The organism is Bradyrhizobium sp. LMTR 3 (assembly GCF_001693485.1).
Lineage (GTDB): Bacteria > Pseudomonadota > Alphaproteobacteria > Rhizobiales > Xanthobacteraceae > Bradyrhizobium.
This window is the reverse complement of the sequence record NZ_MAXC01000010.1, coordinates 77,520-95,292: the sequence shown is the minus strand read 5'-3', so window position 1 is coordinate 95,292 and position 17,773 is coordinate 77,520. Positions and strand designations below refer to the sequence as shown.

Sequence of the window (17,773 nt, the reverse complement as noted above, 5' to 3'; positions counted from 1 at the left end):
GGTCGCGGCCGCGCCCTTTGGCTGGCAGTGCCACACGAACCAGGGCCGCGGTGAAGGCCCTCGCGCGAATGATGGTTGATCGCGGCGCGCAGATCTTCGAGATCGCGGCGGGCCCCACCTGGTCGACGACGCGCCTTGACGTACTTTGCGCAGGTATGCGCATTCACTTCAATCAACATCATGCCGCCAAAAAAATCGTTCAGGCGGCCAATGCGATCGGCAAATTCTGTGATGTCGGTTTGCTTGGCTTTGCGCTCGAGATAAATACCCTCGCGATGGGCGTGGTAGATTGCAAGCACGTCCGCGATATCAATATCTTCAATGTCGCGGGTCCGACGGGAAGGTTGATATTTTGAAACGATGTGGTTGGCTAGGGCATCCTCAGCGGCTTTCTTTCAGCTTCGCCCGCAAAGACTCCTGTGGCAATTTCCCGTTCTCCGTCACGGATGGTCCAGACGGCGTTGGCAATGATGCGTCCGTTCTTTCGCTTCGCCTTTCGCTTGTAGAGCCTTGGGCCCTTGCTGATACGCGGCATAGTTCCCTCATGCGCTCAATATGTGCCAGCGTCGTGAAATCCTTGCCAGCAATACGCTCGATGACGAGTCGACCGCGCAACGCCTCCTTGCGAAGCCCTGAGCTGGTCATCGATCCATCGGGAAACGCCAACGAGGCTGCCGTGGACAGTCGAATGGGATTGTTGGGATTTACGTCGCTTCGGCGTGTTGACGATGCACTCACTATTGCACGTTCGCTGTATGCTCAACGCTGCGCGCATGATTGCGCCATTCTGCAATGGGTGACACTGGCGACGGCGAAAGAATACGAAAATCTCGTTGCATCTTAATACCCCGTGTCGAGTGCTAGGTTGTTTCCGCGCGCCCGGTCGTAGATAAACGTAAATCAGGCCGTCGCAGTGTAGTAGAAAGACATGCGCGTTTCGGAGTCAGATTCGACACCGTGCTCTCTCACAACTTGTAAGGGGCGCGGATACCGGGATCGCCGGCCGGGAAATCCCTGATATTGCGCGTGACGAGTAGCATCGCGTGCACCTGTGCTGTTGCCCGGATGATTGCATCGGGTAGTTTGATGCGATGATTGCGACGAAGACTGACAGCGCGTTCGGCAATCCGCTCATCGACACCAATGAGATCAAAGCCACTCAGAAAGCTGCGCGTCGCCGCTTCAAGATCCTGATTGACGCCAACCATGACCTCCATCCAGGTGATGATACTGATTGCTTTTTCCGTGTAGCGCTGAAGTTCAGTGCGCGCTTCGGGAACGGCATTAAGATAGTCGACCAGAACGTTGGTGTCGAACAGCGGCTTCACCATTCGTTACGCACTTTTTCCTGGTAGGCTAATCCATCAACTTTGCGCTTGCCCCATAGGCCAAATGCATCATCTTCCTGTTTGCTATGTCGCTTTGCGAGATAGTCGTCGATCGCCTGACGGATCAGGGCCGCGCGAGACCGCTTCTCCTTCCTCGATAATTCGTCGAGCGCTTGGATCTGGGTATCGCCGAGATCAACCAATGTCCGCATTGCCTGCATCCTTGATACATGATATCGGCAATATATATCATTTTTCGGGAAAGCCAACCCTCAGAATGGGTGGCTAAACCCACGACACTGCTGCTGAGAGCCCTGGCACCCCAATACGGGCTTTGGGATTCGCGGGTAGATCCGGGAATGCACATTCCAGCTCCACTGGACATCGGTACCGCATCTGCCGCGGATATGAAGGAGCAGTCGAAACAATTGCGTTCGCGCGCCGCGTCGGAGCGCTGATGTGCGGAATTTTGGTAAACGCAATCTTCACTCTTAACCCGGGGATAGCTCATGTTCTTGCTCGAACAGGACCTGGCCGAATTGGTCGCCTGGCGCCGCGAATTACACCGCAGGCCGGAATTGTCGGGGCAGGAGAAGGAAACGGCGCAAGCCGTACAAGCGCTTCTCAGGGCAACCGGGGCTGACAAGGTCATCGCGGAATTGGGCGGGCATGGCGTGGCCGGGATCTATGACGGGAGGACGCCCGGCCCGACGATCATGCTTCGGGCCGAACTGGACGGACTGCCGATTCATGAGACATCCGCGATTCCGCATCGGTCCGAGGTGCCGGGAAAAGCGCATCTCTGTGGCCATGACGGTCACATGACGATCCTGGCAGCCGTGGCGCGCGACCTCGGCCGAACGCGTCCGCGCTGCGGGCGGGCCGTGTTGCTGTTCCAGCCTGCTGAAGAGAATGGATCGGGCGCAGCTTCTGTGCTTGCCGACGAAAAATTTCAGCACGTCCAGCCGGACTTCGTGTTTTCCTTGCACAATCTGCCGGGACTTGTGCTGGGCGAGGTTGCCATCGCAGAAGGTCTGGTCAATTGCGCCTCGCGCGGCATGCAGATCGCATTGTTCGGCCGAACGACGCACGCGTCGAATCCGGAGCTTGGCGTTTCGCCGCAAGCCGCCATGGTCCGGCTGCTGAACGAAATCCCCGCGCTGGGACAGGGCGGCGAGCTCGCCAGCGAATTCTCGATGGTCACGGTCACCCACGCGCGGCTGGGCGAGCCGGCGTTTGGAATCTCGCCGGGTCATGCCGAGCTCTGGTTGACGCTCAGAACGCTGACGGATGCAAAGATGGAAAGCATCCGCTTGCAGGCTGAGAATTTGGTTCGGCGCGTTGCGTTAGACGAGCGGCTGAAGGTGGAGATCGCCTATCGCGACGTCTTCGCTCACTGCATGAACGCGCCGGAGGCCGTCATTCATCTGAAGAGGGCGCTAGATGACGAAGGCATCGCGCATTCCGCGCGGGGGCTGCCGCTGCGCGGCTCCGAGGATTTCGGCCTGTTCAACCGGCAAGCGAAGTCTGCGATGTTTTTCGTGGGCGCGGGCGTGGATCATGCCGGCCTGCATGCGCCGGACTATGATTTTCCGGACGAGCTGATCGAAGTCGGCTCGCGCGTCTTCATCCGCGCGCTGCGCAACCTGTTGGGTTGATGTGAGGCGAATCAATTTCCAGATATCGCTGCATAACAAAGCATCACGACTCGGCCGACCGCTTCATTCGACTTCGGGTTTAGCTCACAAAATTTAGAACGCTTAAAAATTCCATGCGGCTTAGAACGATTCGAAAAGTGTGAGGTGTTGCCTCGTCGCCACTAACGCAATCCGTTATGTGCACGCTTCGTTACCTTAGATGGCTTCTACTCGCCGTTTCCACCTCAGAAGTTAGAACGAGCCGGAACCTGCTTGTGGGTCTTTGGGGTAGAAGTATGACGCATCGTGTCGCTGCCAGAAATGTTATGCGCGCTGTTTCGCTGGGAGCGGTGAGCTATCTTGCGCTCTCACTGGATTTTGCCGGCGGCCCGAGCGCATTCGCGCAGAACCTGCCGCCCGTCACCGTCGATGCTCCAACCCAGCAACGCGCGCGGCCCGCAGCAGCACGGAGAACGCAAACGTCGACGTCGCGCGTGCAGCGGCGCGTCGCTGCGCCGGCGCCGCCTCGGGTGGAGCCGGTTCCGTATGTGACGCCTTCGACTGGAACTATCGGCGCGCTCCCGGCTCCCTATGCTGGCGGACAGGTGGCGAGTGGCGGAACCTTGGGCATTCTCGGCAATCGCGGCGTGATGGATACGCCGTTCAACCAGACCAGCTACACGGCGGAATTGATCGCAAACCAGCAGGCGCGCACCATCCGTGACGTACTGGCGAACGATCCTTCCGTGAGAGTGGTGCAGGCAGCGGGCGGCGGCGCCGACAGTCTGTTCATCCGCGGCTTCTATTATGACAGCGGCGATTTTGGGTTGAACGGCCTGTACGGAATCGCGCCATACTACTCCATCGGGGCAAATTTCATCGAGCGCGTCGAGGTATTGAAGGGCCCGAGCGCCGTGCTCAACGGCATGACCACTGGCGGTACCGGTGTTTCGAGCGGTGGTGCGGTCGGCGGCAGCATCAATCTCATCACCAAGCATGCTCTCGATGTCGACATCACGCGGCTGACGGGCACCTATGTTTCGAAATCGCAGTTCGGCGGGCATATGGACGTCAGCCGGCGCTACGGCGAGCGCAAGGAGTGGGGCATTCGGCTGAACAGCACCTATTCAAACGGCAACACGCCCTGGAATCGTCAGACCGACGAATTTGGCAACGTTCACCTCGGTCTCGACTACCGCGGTGAGAACGCGCGCATGGAGGTTGATGTCGGCTACCAGGCCGACAATCTGAAGCCGCCCTTGCGTTTCTTTACAGTCGCTCCCACAACAACCATTATTCCTCCGCCGCCGAAAGCCGGACACAATTTCCAAGTTCCGTGGGCCTACTATGCGCCAACGGACTTCTTCTCGACCGTAAAGGGCGAGGTTGACCTCACCGACTCGGTAACCGCCTATGCGGCGTTTGGATATCACGACAGTAACATCAACTATGCCTATCCTTCGCCCAACATCTCCAATCTTGCTCCGGGAGCCATAACGTCCCCCCCGGGTACGTTCCAATTGGGAGGCCTGTGGTCGCGACCGTTTGCCGGCAAGGAGACGTTCGAGACGCTCGCAGGTGAGGCGGGCCTTCGTGCAACGGTGGACACCGGCCCGATCAATCATGCGCTGAACGCCAACTACTCCATCAACGACCGAACCTATACGCAGCAGGTCCGGACACGTTCGAATAATCCTGTGGCCGACGTTATCTTCTGGAACCTCTACAACGAGCCGACCAATATTCCCAAGCCCAACTTCACGTTTCTGGCTGCCAATCAAATTACCGGAGTGAGATTGTCGAGCATCGGCGTTACCGATACCATGTCGATGCTGAACGAGCGCGTCCAGTTCACCGTCGGCCTTCGTCGTCAGACGGCTGGAAGCGAGGTGCTAAATTTCTTGCCAACCCTCGCCAATCCGAGCCGGCCCTTTCAGGAAGAATCCGTGTGGAGCCCGGCCTATGCCATCTTGATCAAGCCGGTCGAGAATATCTCGCTCTACGCAAATTATATCGAAGGGCTCCAGACACCGACTGTCGTCAGTGGCATCTATGCCAATCGCGGGACTGTGTTCCCGGTCGCACAAACGCAACAGGCCGAGGCGGGCGTGAAGATCGACGCAGGCCGCATCACGACAACGCTGAGTATGTTCGACATCAATCAGCCGAGCATCATCACGGTGGGCTCGGGTGTGACTGCGACCCAGGAACTCAACGGCAGACAGCGCAACCGCGGTGCGGAGATCAACGTATTCGGCGAAATCACGCCGGCGATTCGATTGCTTGGTGGCCTAGCCTTGATCGACGGCGTGCAGGAACAGGCCCGAGACCCACGCAACAATGGCAAGAAGGCGGTTGGCGTGCCAGCGCTCACCGCGAACATCGGAGTGGATTGGGATACGCCGTTCATGCGTGACCTGACCCTCTCGGCAAGGGTCATTTATACCGGTCCGCAATATGTCAACGAGACCAACACCCTCACGCTGCCGGAGTGGACGCGCGTCGATATCGGCGCGCGATATACCTTCACCTCACCCTGGAACGGCAAGCCGATCGTGGTGCGCGCCAACATCGAGAACGTCTTCAACGAGGCTTACTGGGCCTCGGCCTACAGCGGCGTGATCACGCTCGCTGCTCCTCGGACCTACCTCCTGTCGACGACGTTCAACTTCTGAACGCTACGCCGTTCGCATCACCTGAAATATTTGCCGCCGCGGATCTCATCCGCGGCGGCATTTCTTTGATCTGATGGTGTCGCAAACCTGACGCGTCGAAATTGATGACAATGCGATGAAAAAATCGTCGGACGTTGGATGTGCGATTTCGGAAATCAAAAAGGTTCCCGCCTGGCGAGCTAGAATTGCAAGAAACTGCGCATCGCATTGCCCATCAGTCGCTTGTCACGAGCTCGGCCGCGCAAGCGCGGAGGTTGCATCATTTCACGCTATCGCCACCTTGGAGCTATTAAAAACTTCGTCGTCGATATTGCTTTGACCCTCATTTGCTTCTGACCTAGTCAACACGTCATTGCTTTCGTTTTCTGAAGAGGGACCGAACCATGATGGTGTTCGACAGAGACGACGTCACCTTTACCGTCGTTATCAATCACGAAGAGCAATACTCCATCTGGCCGACGTTCAAGGAAATTCCGAACGGCTGGAAAGCAGTTGGCAAGACGGGCAGCAAGAAGGAATGCCTCGAGCACATCGAGCAAGTGTGGACCGACATGCGCCCCCTAACGCTGCGCAAATTCATGGACGAGACGGCGCCGCAGAAGTCGGCTTGAGCCAACGGAGCCTTGTCGTCCGATGCGGCTTCTTTGTCTGCCTTACTCCGGCGGCAGCGCCATGTTCTATGCACGGTGGCGCAGGCTGTTGCCGTCATGGATCGATGTCCGGCCGGTGGAATGGCCCGGGCGCGGCGCACGCATGGACGAGCCGCTGGCGACCGACCCGCACGCGCTTGCACGGCAACTCGCTGCAGAACTTCACGTCCAGCTCGATACGCCGTATGCGTTGTTTGGACATAGTCTCGGCGCGCTGATTGCGTTCGAACTCGCGCATAGCTTGCGCGATCGCGGCGCGGCTGCTCCGGCCATTCTCTTTGCCTCAGGTGCCGAGGCGCCGGCCGTTCGAGACGGCAGCAAATGGCGCCTGCCATTGAGCGACGAGGCGCTGCTGAAGGAGCTGCGCGATCTGCAGGGCACGCCGGATGAGGCGTTGTCGAATGCGGAGCTGATGCGGTCCGCATTGCCGGTGCTCCGCGCGGATTTTTTGATGTGCGGCGCGTATGTCTATCGGCGGCGGCATCCGCTGTCGTGTCCCGTGCACGTCTTCGGCGGGGCTGACGACAAGACCGGCCACGAATCGTTACAGGCCTGGCGGCAGGAAACGTCGGCGGAATTCGCGCTCGACGTGCTGCCAGGCCATCACTTCTTCATTCACACGCAGCAAGCCGAACTGCTCGGCCTGATCGGATCGGCCCTGGCCCGGCGATCAGGGCGATCGATTAGTTCGCATCGGAGCGAGGATCATGAGCGTATTCTCCGTTCAGCCACTCATTGAAGGCAAAACTCTTCCGTTGCTGCTGAAGGCCGACAAGGCCGGGCAGCCGCTTGGCGCGGCGCTTCCCATGCTGCGCGATACCATCGACCGGCATTTGACCGATTGCGGCGGCATCGTGTTTCGCGATTTCTCTCTCGATGGCCCCGACGCGTTCCGGGCGTTCGCGGCCGATTTCGGTCATCCGCTGCTCACATACGAGTTTGGATCGACGCCGCGCTCGCAGGTTACCTCCGGCGTCTACACTTCCACGGAATACCCGCCGCACCAGCATATCCCGCTGCACAACGAGCAGGCCTATACGCGCGATTGGCCGATGAAGATCTGGTTCTATTGCATGAAGCCGGCGCAGGAAGGCGGCGAGACGCCGATCGCCGACAGCCGCGCCATCTATCGCGACATGCCGCCGGCCATTCGGGAGCGGTTCGCCGAGAAGGGCGTGATGTATGTGCGGAACTATGGCAACGGGCTCGACGTCGACTGGCAGCAGGTGTTCGGCACCGAGTCGAGATCGGAGGTCGAGGCCTACTGCGCCGGGCACGACATCGAATGTGAATGGAAGGAAGACGGCGAGCTTCGCACGCGCCAGATCTGTCAGGGGACGGCACGGCATCCGGTAACGGGAGAGTGGGTCTGGTTCAATCAGGCCCATTTGTTTCACGTCTCCAATCTCGAGCCGGAGGTGCGCGAGAGCTTGCTCGACGTGGTCGGCGACGAGACCGACCTGCCGCGTAACGTGTTCTACGGCGACGGCTCGCCGATCGACGACGAGATGCTCGCCACCGTCCGCAACGTTCTCGAAACGCACAAGATCAGCTTTCCCTGGCAGGCCGGCGACGTGGTGATGCTGGACAACATGCTCACCGCGCATGCGCGCGCGCCGTTCAAGGGGCCTCGCAAGGTGATCGTCGCCATGGCGGAAGCGCATCGGCAGGGCTGATCGGCATTTTCGGGCGGCGAGAATCGTCGGTCGCGGGCGAACTGGATTCGAGAAGATGTACAGAGATAACCTCGTCGAACGACTACGGTGCCACGCCGCGTTACGCCCGGACGGGATCGCGTTGCGCTTCCTGGAGGGAGACGGCGTCGCCGAAGAGTTGACGTTTGCCGGTCTCGACGCCCGGATTCGATCCGTCGCGGCCTACCTGCAGCAGTTGGGCGGCGCGGGCGAGCGCGGGGTTATCCTGCTGCCCAGCGGCCTCGACTATGCCGTGGCGTTCTATGCGTGCCTGTATTCCGGTGTGATCGCTGTCCCGGCGTATGCGCCGGAGACCGGTGCCGAGCGCTATGCAGGGCGTCTCAACGGCATTCTGCGCGATGCGACGCCTCGCTTCATCCTGACGGAAGCCGCGCTGGTTGGTGCGGTGGAAGCGGCACCTCCCGAGCTGGCGAATGTAGAGATCATCGCGGTAGATGCGATACCGGCGGCGCTTGCTGCAGAGTGGCGCGAGACGAGGCCGGAGGCAGATGCGATTGCCTTCCTGCAGTACACGTCCGGATCGACCTCGCAGCCGAAAGGCGTCTGCGTCTCTCACGCGAACCTGACGGCCAACGAGAAGGCGATCGAGGCCGTGGCCGCAGGGACGCCCGACGACGTCTTTGTGAGCTGGCTGCCGCTCTATCATGACATGGGACTGATCGGCGGGCTGTTGAATCCGCTGTTTACCGGCTTTACCGCCGTCCTGATGTCGCCGCGCAATTTTCTCGAGCGGCCGCGACGCTGGCTTGAGGCCATCGATCGTCACGGCGGTACGCTCAGTGGCGGACCTGACTTTGCCTTCGCGCTGTGTGCCGACCGCATCTCCGACGAAACGATCGGCCGGCTCGACCTTAGCCGCTGGCGGTTCGCATTCTCCGGCTCGGAATTTGTGCGCCAGACCACGCTGCGCAGATTCGGCGACAGGTTCGAGCCGGCCGGGTTCAATCGACGAGCGTTGAACGCGTGCTACGGCTTGGCCGAGGCAACGCTGCTGGTAACGGCAGGTGACCTCTCGACCAAAACCGTCAGCTATACCCTCGATACGGCGGCGCTTGCGGCGGGCCGCGTCGCAACAGCCGACGAGGGCACTGACCTTGTGGCATGCGGTCGGGCGGCCGCCAATCATGTCACGCGCATCATGCGCATTGATGGATCGATGGCGGCACCGGCCGACGAAGTCGGCGAGATCTGGGTCGCGGGCCCGAGTGTCGCGCTCGGATACTGGAACAATCCCGAAGCCACACACAAAGCCTTCGTCGAGCGCGACGGCGTGCGTTGGCTGCGTACCGGGGATATCGGTTTCGTCAAGGACGGCGCGCTGATCGTGACGGGCCGGCTCAAGGACCTGCTGATCGTTCGCGGCCAGAATGTATATCCGACTGACGTTGAGCAGGCGGTCGAAGCCGAGGTCGAATCCGTCCGTAGCGGACGGGTTGCCGCGTTTGCGGTCGAGATCGATGGGCGGGAAAGCATTGGCGTCGCGGCAGAGTTCAGCCGCGCCGTTCTCAAGCGCGAGCGTCCCGAGGCTCTCGCCCAGGGAATCGGCGAGGCGGTGCTGCGGCAGGCGCAGGAATATCCGGCCGTGATCGTGCTGTTGAATCCGCAAGCGATGCCGCTGACGACGAGTGGAAAGTTGCAGCGCTCCGCCTGCGCCGCCGGCTGGGCCAACAACACGCTCGACAGCTTTATGGTGTTCGAGCGAGGGCGACGCCGCGATGGCGCGACGCTGACCGCGCCCGTAACCGACACCGAGCGCGCGCTGGCGTCGATCTGGTGCGAGGCGCTGGGCGTAAGAGCCGTGCACCGCGAGGACGATTTCTTCGTGCTGGGCGGAAACTCGATCGCGGCCGGCCAGATCGCCGCGGCGCTGCGCGAACGTTTCGGCGTCGAGCTGGAACTGCGCAGCTTCTTCGATGCGCCGAGGCTTGGCGCATTCGCTGATCATATCGACGCTCTGTTGCGCGATGGCGCGAAGAGGGGGCTTTCTCCGATCCAGCGGGCGACGCCGGCCGATCGCGCGACCTTGTCCCATGCGCAGGAGCGGCTGTGGTTTCTCTGGAATCTGGACCCCAATGGTACGGCGTATACGGTCGCGAGCACGATCCGGCTGAAGGGGAAGCTCGACCATATCGCCTTGTCGCAGGCAATTGCGGAAATCGTTCAGCGTCATGAGGTGCTGCGCACCACATTCGTCGCAACGGACGGTCGCGCAAGGCAGGTCATTCACGACGCCATCGGCGTCGATATCAGGCACCAGGATCTCCGTGGAAGTCCCGCCGAACATGCGGCGGAGGTCAGGCGGTCCGAACTCGGCAAACCGTTCGACCTTGTCAATGGGCCGCTATTGCGGGCGGTGTTGCTTCAGCTCGCAGATGATGCGCACGAATTGCTGCTGCTTGCTCATCACATCGCCGTCGATGGATGGTCGCTCGACGTGATGCTCGAAGAGCTGGCGGGACTCTACCGCAACGGCACCGGGCAGGACGCAGGCCGGCCGCCGGTGCCGATGATGCAATATGCGGATTTCGCGGTCTGGCAGCGAAACTGGCTCGCTGGTGGCGAGGGAGATCGGCAGCTCGCCTATTGGCGCGCAAAGCTGGGTGACGCGCACCCCGTGCTGGCGCTGCCCCATGACCGGCCGCGTCTGGCAACGCAAAGCCATGCCGGCGATACGATCGGCCTTGCCGTCGACGGCGCGCTGGCCGCTCGATTACGGGAGATCGCCGCAAGATATCGCGTGAGCGTCTTCATGCTGCTGCTCGCGGCGTACCAGGGGCTGTTGCATCGCTATACGGGGCAGAGCGATTTGCGCGTCGGCGTGCCGGTCGCGGGACGCCGTCACGCGCAGCTCGAGCGGCTGATTGGCTGCTTCGTCAACACGCTGGTGCTGCGGGCCGAGATTGCCGATGACGCAACCTTCCCGAACCTGCTGCGAGAGGTCAAGGGCGCGGTGATCGAAGCGCTGTCGCATCAGGATCTGCCATTCGAAATGCTTGTCGACGGGCTGCGCCCTGAACGAAGCGGTGGGCACAATCCGCTGTTCCAGGCCAAGTTCAACTACATGACGGCGCCGCGCGGGTTCGACGGTATCGCAGGGCTCACCGCCGAGATCGACATCATGGACCTCGCGGGTTCGCATTTCGATCTTGCGCTTGATGTCGTCGATGGCGCCGGCGGCATGAAGGCGACGTTCAACTACGCCACCGATTTGTTCAATCGCCCGACGATTGCGCGGCTGGCGGCGCAGTTCGGCTCGATGCTGCGCCAGATCGCGGAAAATGCTGAGCGGCGCATTTCGGACTTCGTCATCGACGATGCGAACCGGCAGGTCGTGCCGAGCGAGGCAGCCGCGTTTGGATTTACCGATGTGGTCGGTCTTCATCGTGCGTCGACGGCCGATCGCCAGGCCGGGGTTGCCATCCGGTGCGGCAGTGAGACGCTGACGTTCGCCGAGCTGGAGCAGAAATCGAACCGAATAGCTCACATGCTTGCAGGCAAGGGCGTGACGCGCGAGGTACCGGTTGCGCTGTGGATCGAGCGCTCTCCGGCCTTCGTTGTCGGGCTGCTTGGCGTGCTGAAGGCCGGCGGCGCCTATGTGCCGCTCGATCCGAAATGGCCGCTGGAGCGTATCAGGCGCATCCTGAAGGACGGGGACATCGCAATCGTGCTGGCAGCCGGCGAGAAGCTGGCACAAGCGCTTGCGCTCGATTGCACCGTGCTCGATGCGGAAGCCGAAGCGGCGCACGAGGAAACATCGAGCGTGCCGCCCGAGGATCTGATCCACCCGGCGCAGACCGCTTACGTCATCTATACCTCCGGATCGACCGGGACGCCGAAGGGTGTTGCCGTCTCGCACGGTGCGTTGGCCAATTACGTGCAAGCGCTGCTGCAACGCCTGCAGCCGCAGCATTTGGCGAACATGGCGATGGTCTCGACCGTGGCGGCGGATCTTGGCCACACCGTCCTGTTCGGCGCGCTCGCCTGCGGCGCGACGCTGCATTTGTTGCCGCCCGAAGTGGTGTTCGATGCGGATGCGTTCGCGAAAGCCATGCGGGACGGCGAAGTCGGCATTCTCAAGATCGTGCCCAGCCATCTGCGAGGGCTGTTAAAGGCGTCGTGCTCGGCCGATCTCCTGCCCAGCGATACGCTGATCCTCGGTGGCGAGGCCAGCGATCCCGCGCTGTTGAACGAGATCCGGCAGTTGCGGCCGCAATGCCGAATTCTCAATCACTACGGGCCGACGGAAACGACTGTTGGCGCGGTCACGTACGAATGTGAGGCTACAGACGAGATAGGCCCGGTCCCCATTGGCCTGCCGCTTGCCAATCTGCGCGTGCACGTTCTGGATGATGCGCTCAACGAGGTTCCGATCGGCGTATCCGGCGAACTCTACATTGGCGGCGCCGGCGTCGCGCGGGGCTATCGTGGCGAGGCCGGCTTGACCGCCGAGCGCTTCATTCCGGACCCGTTTGGGCCGGCCGGAGCGCGGCTGTATCGAACCGGCGATCGCGTTCGCTGCGATCGGACAGGCCGGCTGATATTCCTCGGCCGTGGCGATGATCAGATCAAGCTACGCGGCTATCGCATCGAGCTTGGCGAAGTCGGGCGCGCGATCAAGGCGCTTCAGGGGATCGACGACGCGGTGGTTGTCGCACGCGCCATCGGCGACAGCGCCGAACGCTGGGAGATCGTTGCGCACTGTGTGCCCGCGATGGGCGCCACACCGAAGCCGGATGTGATCAAGCAGCAACTGGCCGCGGTGGTGCCGGAATACATGGTGCCGTCGCACATCATTGTTCTGCAACGGCTGCCACTCACGCCAAACGGCAAGATCGACCGCAAGGCGCTGCCGGAGCCGGCTGGGGACGTGGTCGCCGCGAACTATTCCGCGCCGCTGGGAGACACGGAGGAACAGATTGCGGCGGTGTGGCGTGAGGTGCTCGGTCGCGAACGCATCGGCCGCACCGACAATTTTTTCGAGCTTGGCGGCGATTCCATTCTCAGCCTGCAGATCATCGCGCGCCTGCGCAAGCGCGGCATTCGCCTGACGCCGAAGCAGGTCTTCGGCCAGCAGACCGTGGCGGGGTTGGCTACCGTTGCCGCCGTCGCGGCAGCACCTTTAGCAAGGAAGGAGAGTTCGGCCGCAAAGGTATCGATCGATGCGGCAACCGGCATGCGTCATTTGCTGCCAATTCAGGCACGCTTTTTCAGCGAAGACATCGGCAACCGGGATCACTGGAATCAGGCCGTGTTGCTGGTCCCGCAATCGCGGATGGACTGGGAGACCCTGCGACGTGCGCTGACGACGATCGTCGATCATCACGATGCGTTGCGCCTGCGGTTCGCGCAGGTGGACGGCGCGTGGCGCGCGGCGCAGGGCACGCCGCCATCGCCGTCGGAGTTGCTGTGGATCCATACCGATGTCGGAGATGCGACACAGGTCACCGCGCTTGCATCGGCCGCGCAGGAAAGCTTGTCGCTGTCCGCGGGTCGTTTGCTGCGTGCGGTGGCGATGGACCTTGCGGACGGCAGCCAGCGGCTGCTGATCGCGATCCATCATCTGGTTGTCGACGGCGTATCCTGGCGGGTCCTGCTTGAAGATCTGGCCGCGGCGTACGAGCAGTTGAAGAGAGGCGCCGCCGCGACGCTGCCGCCGAAGAGCGAGTCCTATGCGTCCTGGGGCGAACGGTTGCATTCTTACGCGACGACCAGCGAGCTTGCTGACGAACTGCCGTTCTGGCTCGATTGTGCGGCGGGTCCAGGCCTGCCATGCGACGATGATCATGGCGGCGTCGACCGCGTCGGTGACGGCGAAGAGGTGTCGCTGGTGTTCGATACCGAACTGACGTCAAGCCTGCTGCAGGATGCGCCCTCCGCCTATCGGACGCAGGTCAACGATCTGATGCTGGCGAGCCTGGCGCGTGCCGTATCGCGCTGGAGCCAGCGCGACGATGTAACGGTCGAGCTCGAGGGGCACGGCCGCGAGGACATATTCCCCGGCGCGGACATTTCCCGGACGGTCGGCTGGTTCACGACGGCCTTCCCGGTGCGGCTGCAAGGCGGGTCGGACGACCACGCCTCCCTGATCAAGACGGTGAAGGAGAGGCTTCGCGCGATTCCGAACCGCGGGCTTGGCTACGGCGTGTTGCGCTATCTCGGCGCCGACCACCAGCGCAAGGCCCTGGCGCAACTGGCGGAGCCGCAGGTCGTCTTCAACTATCTCGGCCGCTTCGACGGCAGCGTGGGAGCTTCCTCGCTGTTCGGATTCGCGTCCGAGAGCGCGGGGGCGTCTCGCAGCGCCGCCGCTCCCTTGCGGGGGTGGCTCAACATCACCGGTCTGGTGCGTGAGGGACGTCTGCATCTGTCGTTCGGATATGGACGCAAGCGCTATCGGCGGGAGACGGTCGAGCGGCTGGCGAAGCTTTACGAAACGGCCCTGCGCGAGCTGGTGGCGCATTGCTGCAGCGGCGCATCTGGTCTCACGCCTTCGGACTTCCCGTTGTCCGGACTCGATCAGGCCGATCTCGATCGGTTGGCGACGACTTTGGATCTCCGCAGCATCGAGGACATTTATCCGCTTTCACCGATGCAGCAGGGCATGCTGTTCCACGCGATCCGCGATGGCGACAACGATGCCTATGTCAACCAGATCGGGCTCGAGCTGTTCGGCTTCGATGCCGACAAGCTTCGCGCCGCGTGGCAAGCGGTGTGTGACCGGCACGCCGCCGTGCGGACCGGCTTTGTCTGGCAGCACGTGTCAGGCGCGGCTCAGCAGGTCGTACACCGTCATGTGACGGTGCCGTTCGTCGAAGAGGATTGGCGCAGCCGGACCGCAGCGCTGGAACGTGGCGGACGGGCTGAATTGGACGCCGCGCTGGCGGAAGCATCGCGGCGCGAGCGCGAGAGCGGCTTCGACGTCTCTCAGCCGCCGTTGCAGCGGGTGCGGTTGATCCGGCTCGACGACAAGCGTCACTGGCTGATCTGGACCCATCACCACATCTTTGTCGACGGCTGGAGCTCGGCGCGGCTGGTTGCGGAGGTGTTTCGGCATGTGAGCGGGTGCGCACTGCCAGCCGTGCAGGGCAGCTATCGCGACTACATCGCATGGCTGCAAAGTCGCGATCACGCAGGCGCCGAAAAATTCTGGCGCGACGCTTTGGCAGAGCTCGAAACACCGACCCTGCTGGCGAATGCGCCGGCTACGAACAACAAAACATCGGAGGAGGGACACGCCAGCATTGCGCTTTCGGTGAATCCGGAGTTGACCGAACGGCTGAAGGCATCTGCGAAGCGCGAGCGGGTGACGCTCAATACGCTCGTTCAGGCGGCGTGGGCGCAGTTGTTGCGCCGGCATTCGGGGCAGGCCGCCGTCTGTTTCGGGGTGACCGTGTCGGGCCGTCCGGCTGACCTGCCGGGCTCCGAGGAGATGGTGGGCCTCTTCATCAATACGTTGCCGATTGTCGACGCACCGGGCCCGCAAGCGCGAGTCGGTGACTGGCTGCGTCAGTTGCAGGAGCAGAACCTCGCTCTGCGCGAACATGGCTGGACGCCGCTCTACGAAATCCAGCGCCTCGCTGGGCAGGCCGGGCAGGCGCTGTTCGACAGCATTCTGGTGTTCGAAAACTATCCGATCGATGAGGCGCTGCGGCGAACGGGGGAGAGCGGCCCGCGCCTGGGACGGGTGCAACATGTGACGCCGACGAATTATGCGCTGGCGGTTGCCGTGTTTGCCGGAAGCGAACGGCTCGATCTCGAGTTCAATTACGACCGCGCCCGCTTTGACGAGGTTGCCATCCGGCGCCTCCGGGACATCCTGCACGGATTGCTGGAGCGGATCGCCGCCAGTGCGGAGCGACCGATCGGCGATCTCGGATTATCCGCCGGCGATGAGGCCCGGCGAATTCTCGAATGGAGCGGTGCCGGCCGTTTGGCGGCAGGTGCTCCATATGTCGGCGTCGTCGCGCATATCGAGGCGCAAGCCGCGCGGGCGCCTTCTGCCCTTGCGATTGTGTGGGGCGACCAGCGCCTGAGCTATGGCGAATTGAACGCCCGGGCCAACCAGCTTGCGAAACGGCTTCGCCACTTCGAGGCCGGTCCGGATCGCCTGACCGGCATTGCCTTGGCGCGCAGCCCGGAAATGATGGTCGCGCTGCTGGCCGTTCTGAAAGCAGGCGGCGCCTATCTGCCGCTCGATCCGGATTATCCGGCCGAGCGGCTCGCCTACATGCTGCGCGACAGCGCGGCGACACTGGTCTTGACGCAAAGCGTGCTGCTCGAACCTCTCGCGCCGGTGCTGCGCGAGACCGGCGTCGAGGCCTGGTGCATCGACGAGCCGCAGCGGCCCGTCGGCGAAGATACAGCCAATCTGAATCTCGAGATTCATCCGGATAGTCTGGCCTACGTGATCTACACGTCGGGTTCGACCGGGACGCCGAAGGGCGTGTCGGTCTCGCATGGGCCGCTGGCGATGCATTGCGAAGCGATCGGCCGGTTGTACCGCATGACTTCGCGCGACCGCGAATTCCAGTCGGCCTCGATCAATTTCGACATTGCCCACGAGCGCTGGCTGGTGCCGCTGATGACGGGTGGCTCGCTCGTGCTGCCGTCCAGGCCAGGTCTATTGATGGACGACCTCGTCGATGAGATTGCGAGAAACTCGGTCTCGACGATCTTTCTGCCGCCAGCCTATGCGGACCAATTGAGCGCAGCGTTGCGGCAGAGTCGGCGCCGCCTTGCAATCAGAGCCTGCATTGTCGGCGGCGAGGCCTGGTCGGATAGCGGAATCAAAGCGCTCCGCCAGACCGCCGACGTCGACCTTCTGGTCAATGCTTACGGCCCGACCGAAACGGTGATCGCGCCGACAGCGTGGCTCGTCGACGACGCTGCGTTGACGCCGGGCCTGCCGGCGCCGATCGGACGGCCCGTTGGCATCAGGTCCGCCTACATCCTCGACGCCGATCTCAACATCGTGCCCGTTGGTGTCACTGGCGAGCTGTTCATCGGCGGTGTTGGGTTGGCGCGAGGCTATCTGAACCGGGGCGCGCTGACGGCGGAACGATTTATCCCGGATCCGTTCGGCGGTAGCGGCGCGCGTCTCTACCGGACCGGCGACCTTGCGCGGTGGCGGGCGGACGGCGTGATCGACTATGTCGGCCGCGCGGACCAGCAGGTGAAGATCCGCGGCTTCCGTATCGAACTGGGAGAGATCGAGGCGCGGCTGCTCGAGCAGCGCGGCGTGCGCGCCGCCGCCGTGGTGACGCGCGAGAGCAGGACCGGCCGTCAGTTGGTCGCCTATGCGAGCGGCGAGCCGACCCTTGACGGCCGCGCCTTGCGTGATGCGCTGTCGGCCAATCTGCCCGACTACATGGTGCCATCGACGATCATGGTGCTCGAGCAATTGCCGCTGACCCCCAATGGCAAGATCGACCGTCGCGCATTGCCGTCGCCGCACGAGGATGCCCAGGCACGCCGCTTCTATGAGGCGCCCGAGGACGAAATCGAGATCGCGCTGGCGAAGATCTGGGCCGAACTGCTCGGCGTCGACCTGATCGGACGCAACGATCACTTCTTCGAGCTCGGGGGGCACTCACTGCTGGCGGTGCGGGTGCTCAGCCGGGTGTCGCAGGAGATCGGCGTGTCGATCCCGGTTTCGGATCTGTTCGTTCATCCCGACCTCGCGTCATTCGCGCGCGTCGTGTCGATCAGGCTGATCGAGCAGGAGTTCGATGCCGATGAGCTCCAGGATCTGATCGCGGCGGGGCAGTGAAC

At 62.4% G+C, this 17,773-nt stretch carries 9 protein-coding genes; 7 read left to right on the top strand and 2 right to left on the bottom strand.

Going from position 1 to position 17,773, the window contains the following annotated elements:
• Window positions 1-50 precede the first annotated feature (50 nt).
• A complete protein-coding gene (locus tag LMTR3_RS39085) occupies window positions 51-356 on the top strand; it encodes a hypothetical protein (RefSeq protein WP_245319809.1) in 306 nt (101 codons plus the stop codon).
• Between the two features lie 609 nt (window positions 357-965).
• On the opposite strand, the gene LMTR3_RS08550 is transcribed toward LMTR3_RS39085, so the two are convergent.
• Window positions 966-1,331 (bottom strand): type II toxin-antitoxin system VapC family toxin, encoded by a 366-nt coding sequence (locus tag LMTR3_RS08550; RefSeq protein WP_065744651.1) that lies wholly within the window; start codon window positions 1,329-1,331, stop codon window positions 966-968.
• Window positions 1,325-1,540 carry a ribbon-helix-helix domain-containing protein gene (locus tag LMTR3_RS08545; RefSeq protein ID WP_065744697.1) on the bottom strand — a complete coding sequence of 72 codons (216 nt, stop codon included), beginning with the start codon at window positions 1,538-1,540 and terminating at the stop codon, window positions 1,325-1,327. Before LMTR3_RS08545 ends, LMTR3_RS08550 begins: the two co-directional genes overlap by 7 nt.
• A 297-nt stretch (window positions 1,541-1,837) precedes the next feature.
• Between LMTR3_RS08545 and LMTR3_RS08540 the strand changes: the two genes are divergently transcribed.
• The 6 genes from LMTR3_RS08540 to LMTR3_RS08515 all read left to right on the top strand — a co-directional run bounded on the left by LMTR3_RS08540 (window position 1,838) and on the right by LMTR3_RS08515 (window position 17,771).
• Window positions 1,838-2,986, top strand: coding sequence for an amidohydrolase (locus tag LMTR3_RS08540; protein WP_065744650.1), 1,149 nt, complete (start codon window positions 1,838-1,840; stop codon window positions 2,984-2,986).
• 305 nt (window positions 2,987-3,291) lie between these two features.
• Complete coding sequence (locus LMTR3_RS08535; protein WP_245319808.1) at window positions 3,292-5,640, top strand: TonB-dependent receptor; 2,349 nt, start codon at window positions 3,292-3,294, stop codon at window positions 5,638-5,640.
• A 383-nt stretch (window positions 5,641-6,023) separates the two neighbouring features.
• On the top strand, window positions 6,024-6,251 hold the full coding sequence (locus tag LMTR3_RS08530) for an MbtH family protein (RefSeq protein WP_065744648.1): 228 nt from the start codon (window positions 6,024-6,026) through the stop codon (window positions 6,249-6,251).
• Between the two features lie 22 nt (window positions 6,252-6,273).
• Window positions 6,274-7,029, top strand: coding sequence for a thioesterase II family protein (locus LMTR3_RS08525; protein WP_084029491.1), 756 nt, complete (start codon window positions 6,274-6,276; stop codon window positions 7,027-7,029).
• Window positions 6,998-7,966 (top strand): TauD/TfdA family dioxygenase, encoded by a 969-nt coding sequence (locus LMTR3_RS08520; RefSeq protein WP_065744647.1) that lies wholly within the window; start codon window positions 6,998-7,000, stop codon window positions 7,964-7,966. The genes LMTR3_RS08525 and LMTR3_RS08520 overlap by 32 nt, the downstream gene beginning before the upstream one ends.
• A 55-nt stretch (window positions 7,967-8,021) precedes the next feature.
• Window positions 8,022-17,771: a non-ribosomal peptide synthetase gene (locus tag LMTR3_RS08515; protein ID WP_065744646.1), complete on the top strand. Its 9,750-nt coding sequence runs from the start codon at window positions 8,022-8,024 to the stop codon at window positions 17,769-17,771.
• Window positions 17,772-17,773: the final 2 nt, after the last annotated feature.

What these genes read in the sequence shown, in the direction of transcription:
- LMTR3_RS08550 (WP_065744651.1), bottom strand. Translation starts at nt 1,331, where the DNA reads ATGGTGAAGCCGCTGTTCGACACCAACGTTCTGGTCGACTATCTTAAT.
- LMTR3_RS08545 (WP_065744697.1), bottom strand. Translation starts at nt 1,540, where the DNA reads ATGCGGACATTGGTTGATCTCGGCGATACCCAGATCCAAGCGCTCGAC.
- LMTR3_RS08540 (WP_065744650.1), top strand. Translation starts at nt 1,838, where the DNA reads ATGTTCTTGCTCGAACAGGACCTGGCCGAATTGGTCGCCTGGCGCCGC.
- LMTR3_RS08535 (WP_245319808.1), top strand. Translation starts at nt 3,292, where the DNA reads ATGCGCGCTGTTTCGCTGGGAGCGGTGAGCTATCTTGCGCTCTCACTG.
- LMTR3_RS08530 (WP_065744648.1), top strand. Translation starts at nt 6,024, where the DNA reads ATGATGGTGTTCGACAGAGACGACGTCACCTTTACCGTCGTTATCAAT.
- LMTR3_RS08525 (WP_084029491.1), top strand. Translation starts at nt 6,274, where the DNA reads ATGCGGCTTCTTTGTCTGCCTTACTCCGGCGGCAGCGCCATGTTCTAT.
- LMTR3_RS08520 (WP_065744647.1), top strand. Translation starts at nt 6,998, where the DNA reads ATGAGCGTATTCTCCGTTCAGCCACTCATTGAAGGCAAAACTCTTCCG.
- LMTR3_RS08515 (WP_065744646.1), top strand. Translation starts at nt 8,022, where the DNA reads ATGTACAGAGATAACCTCGTCGAACGACTACGGTGCCACGCCGCGTTA.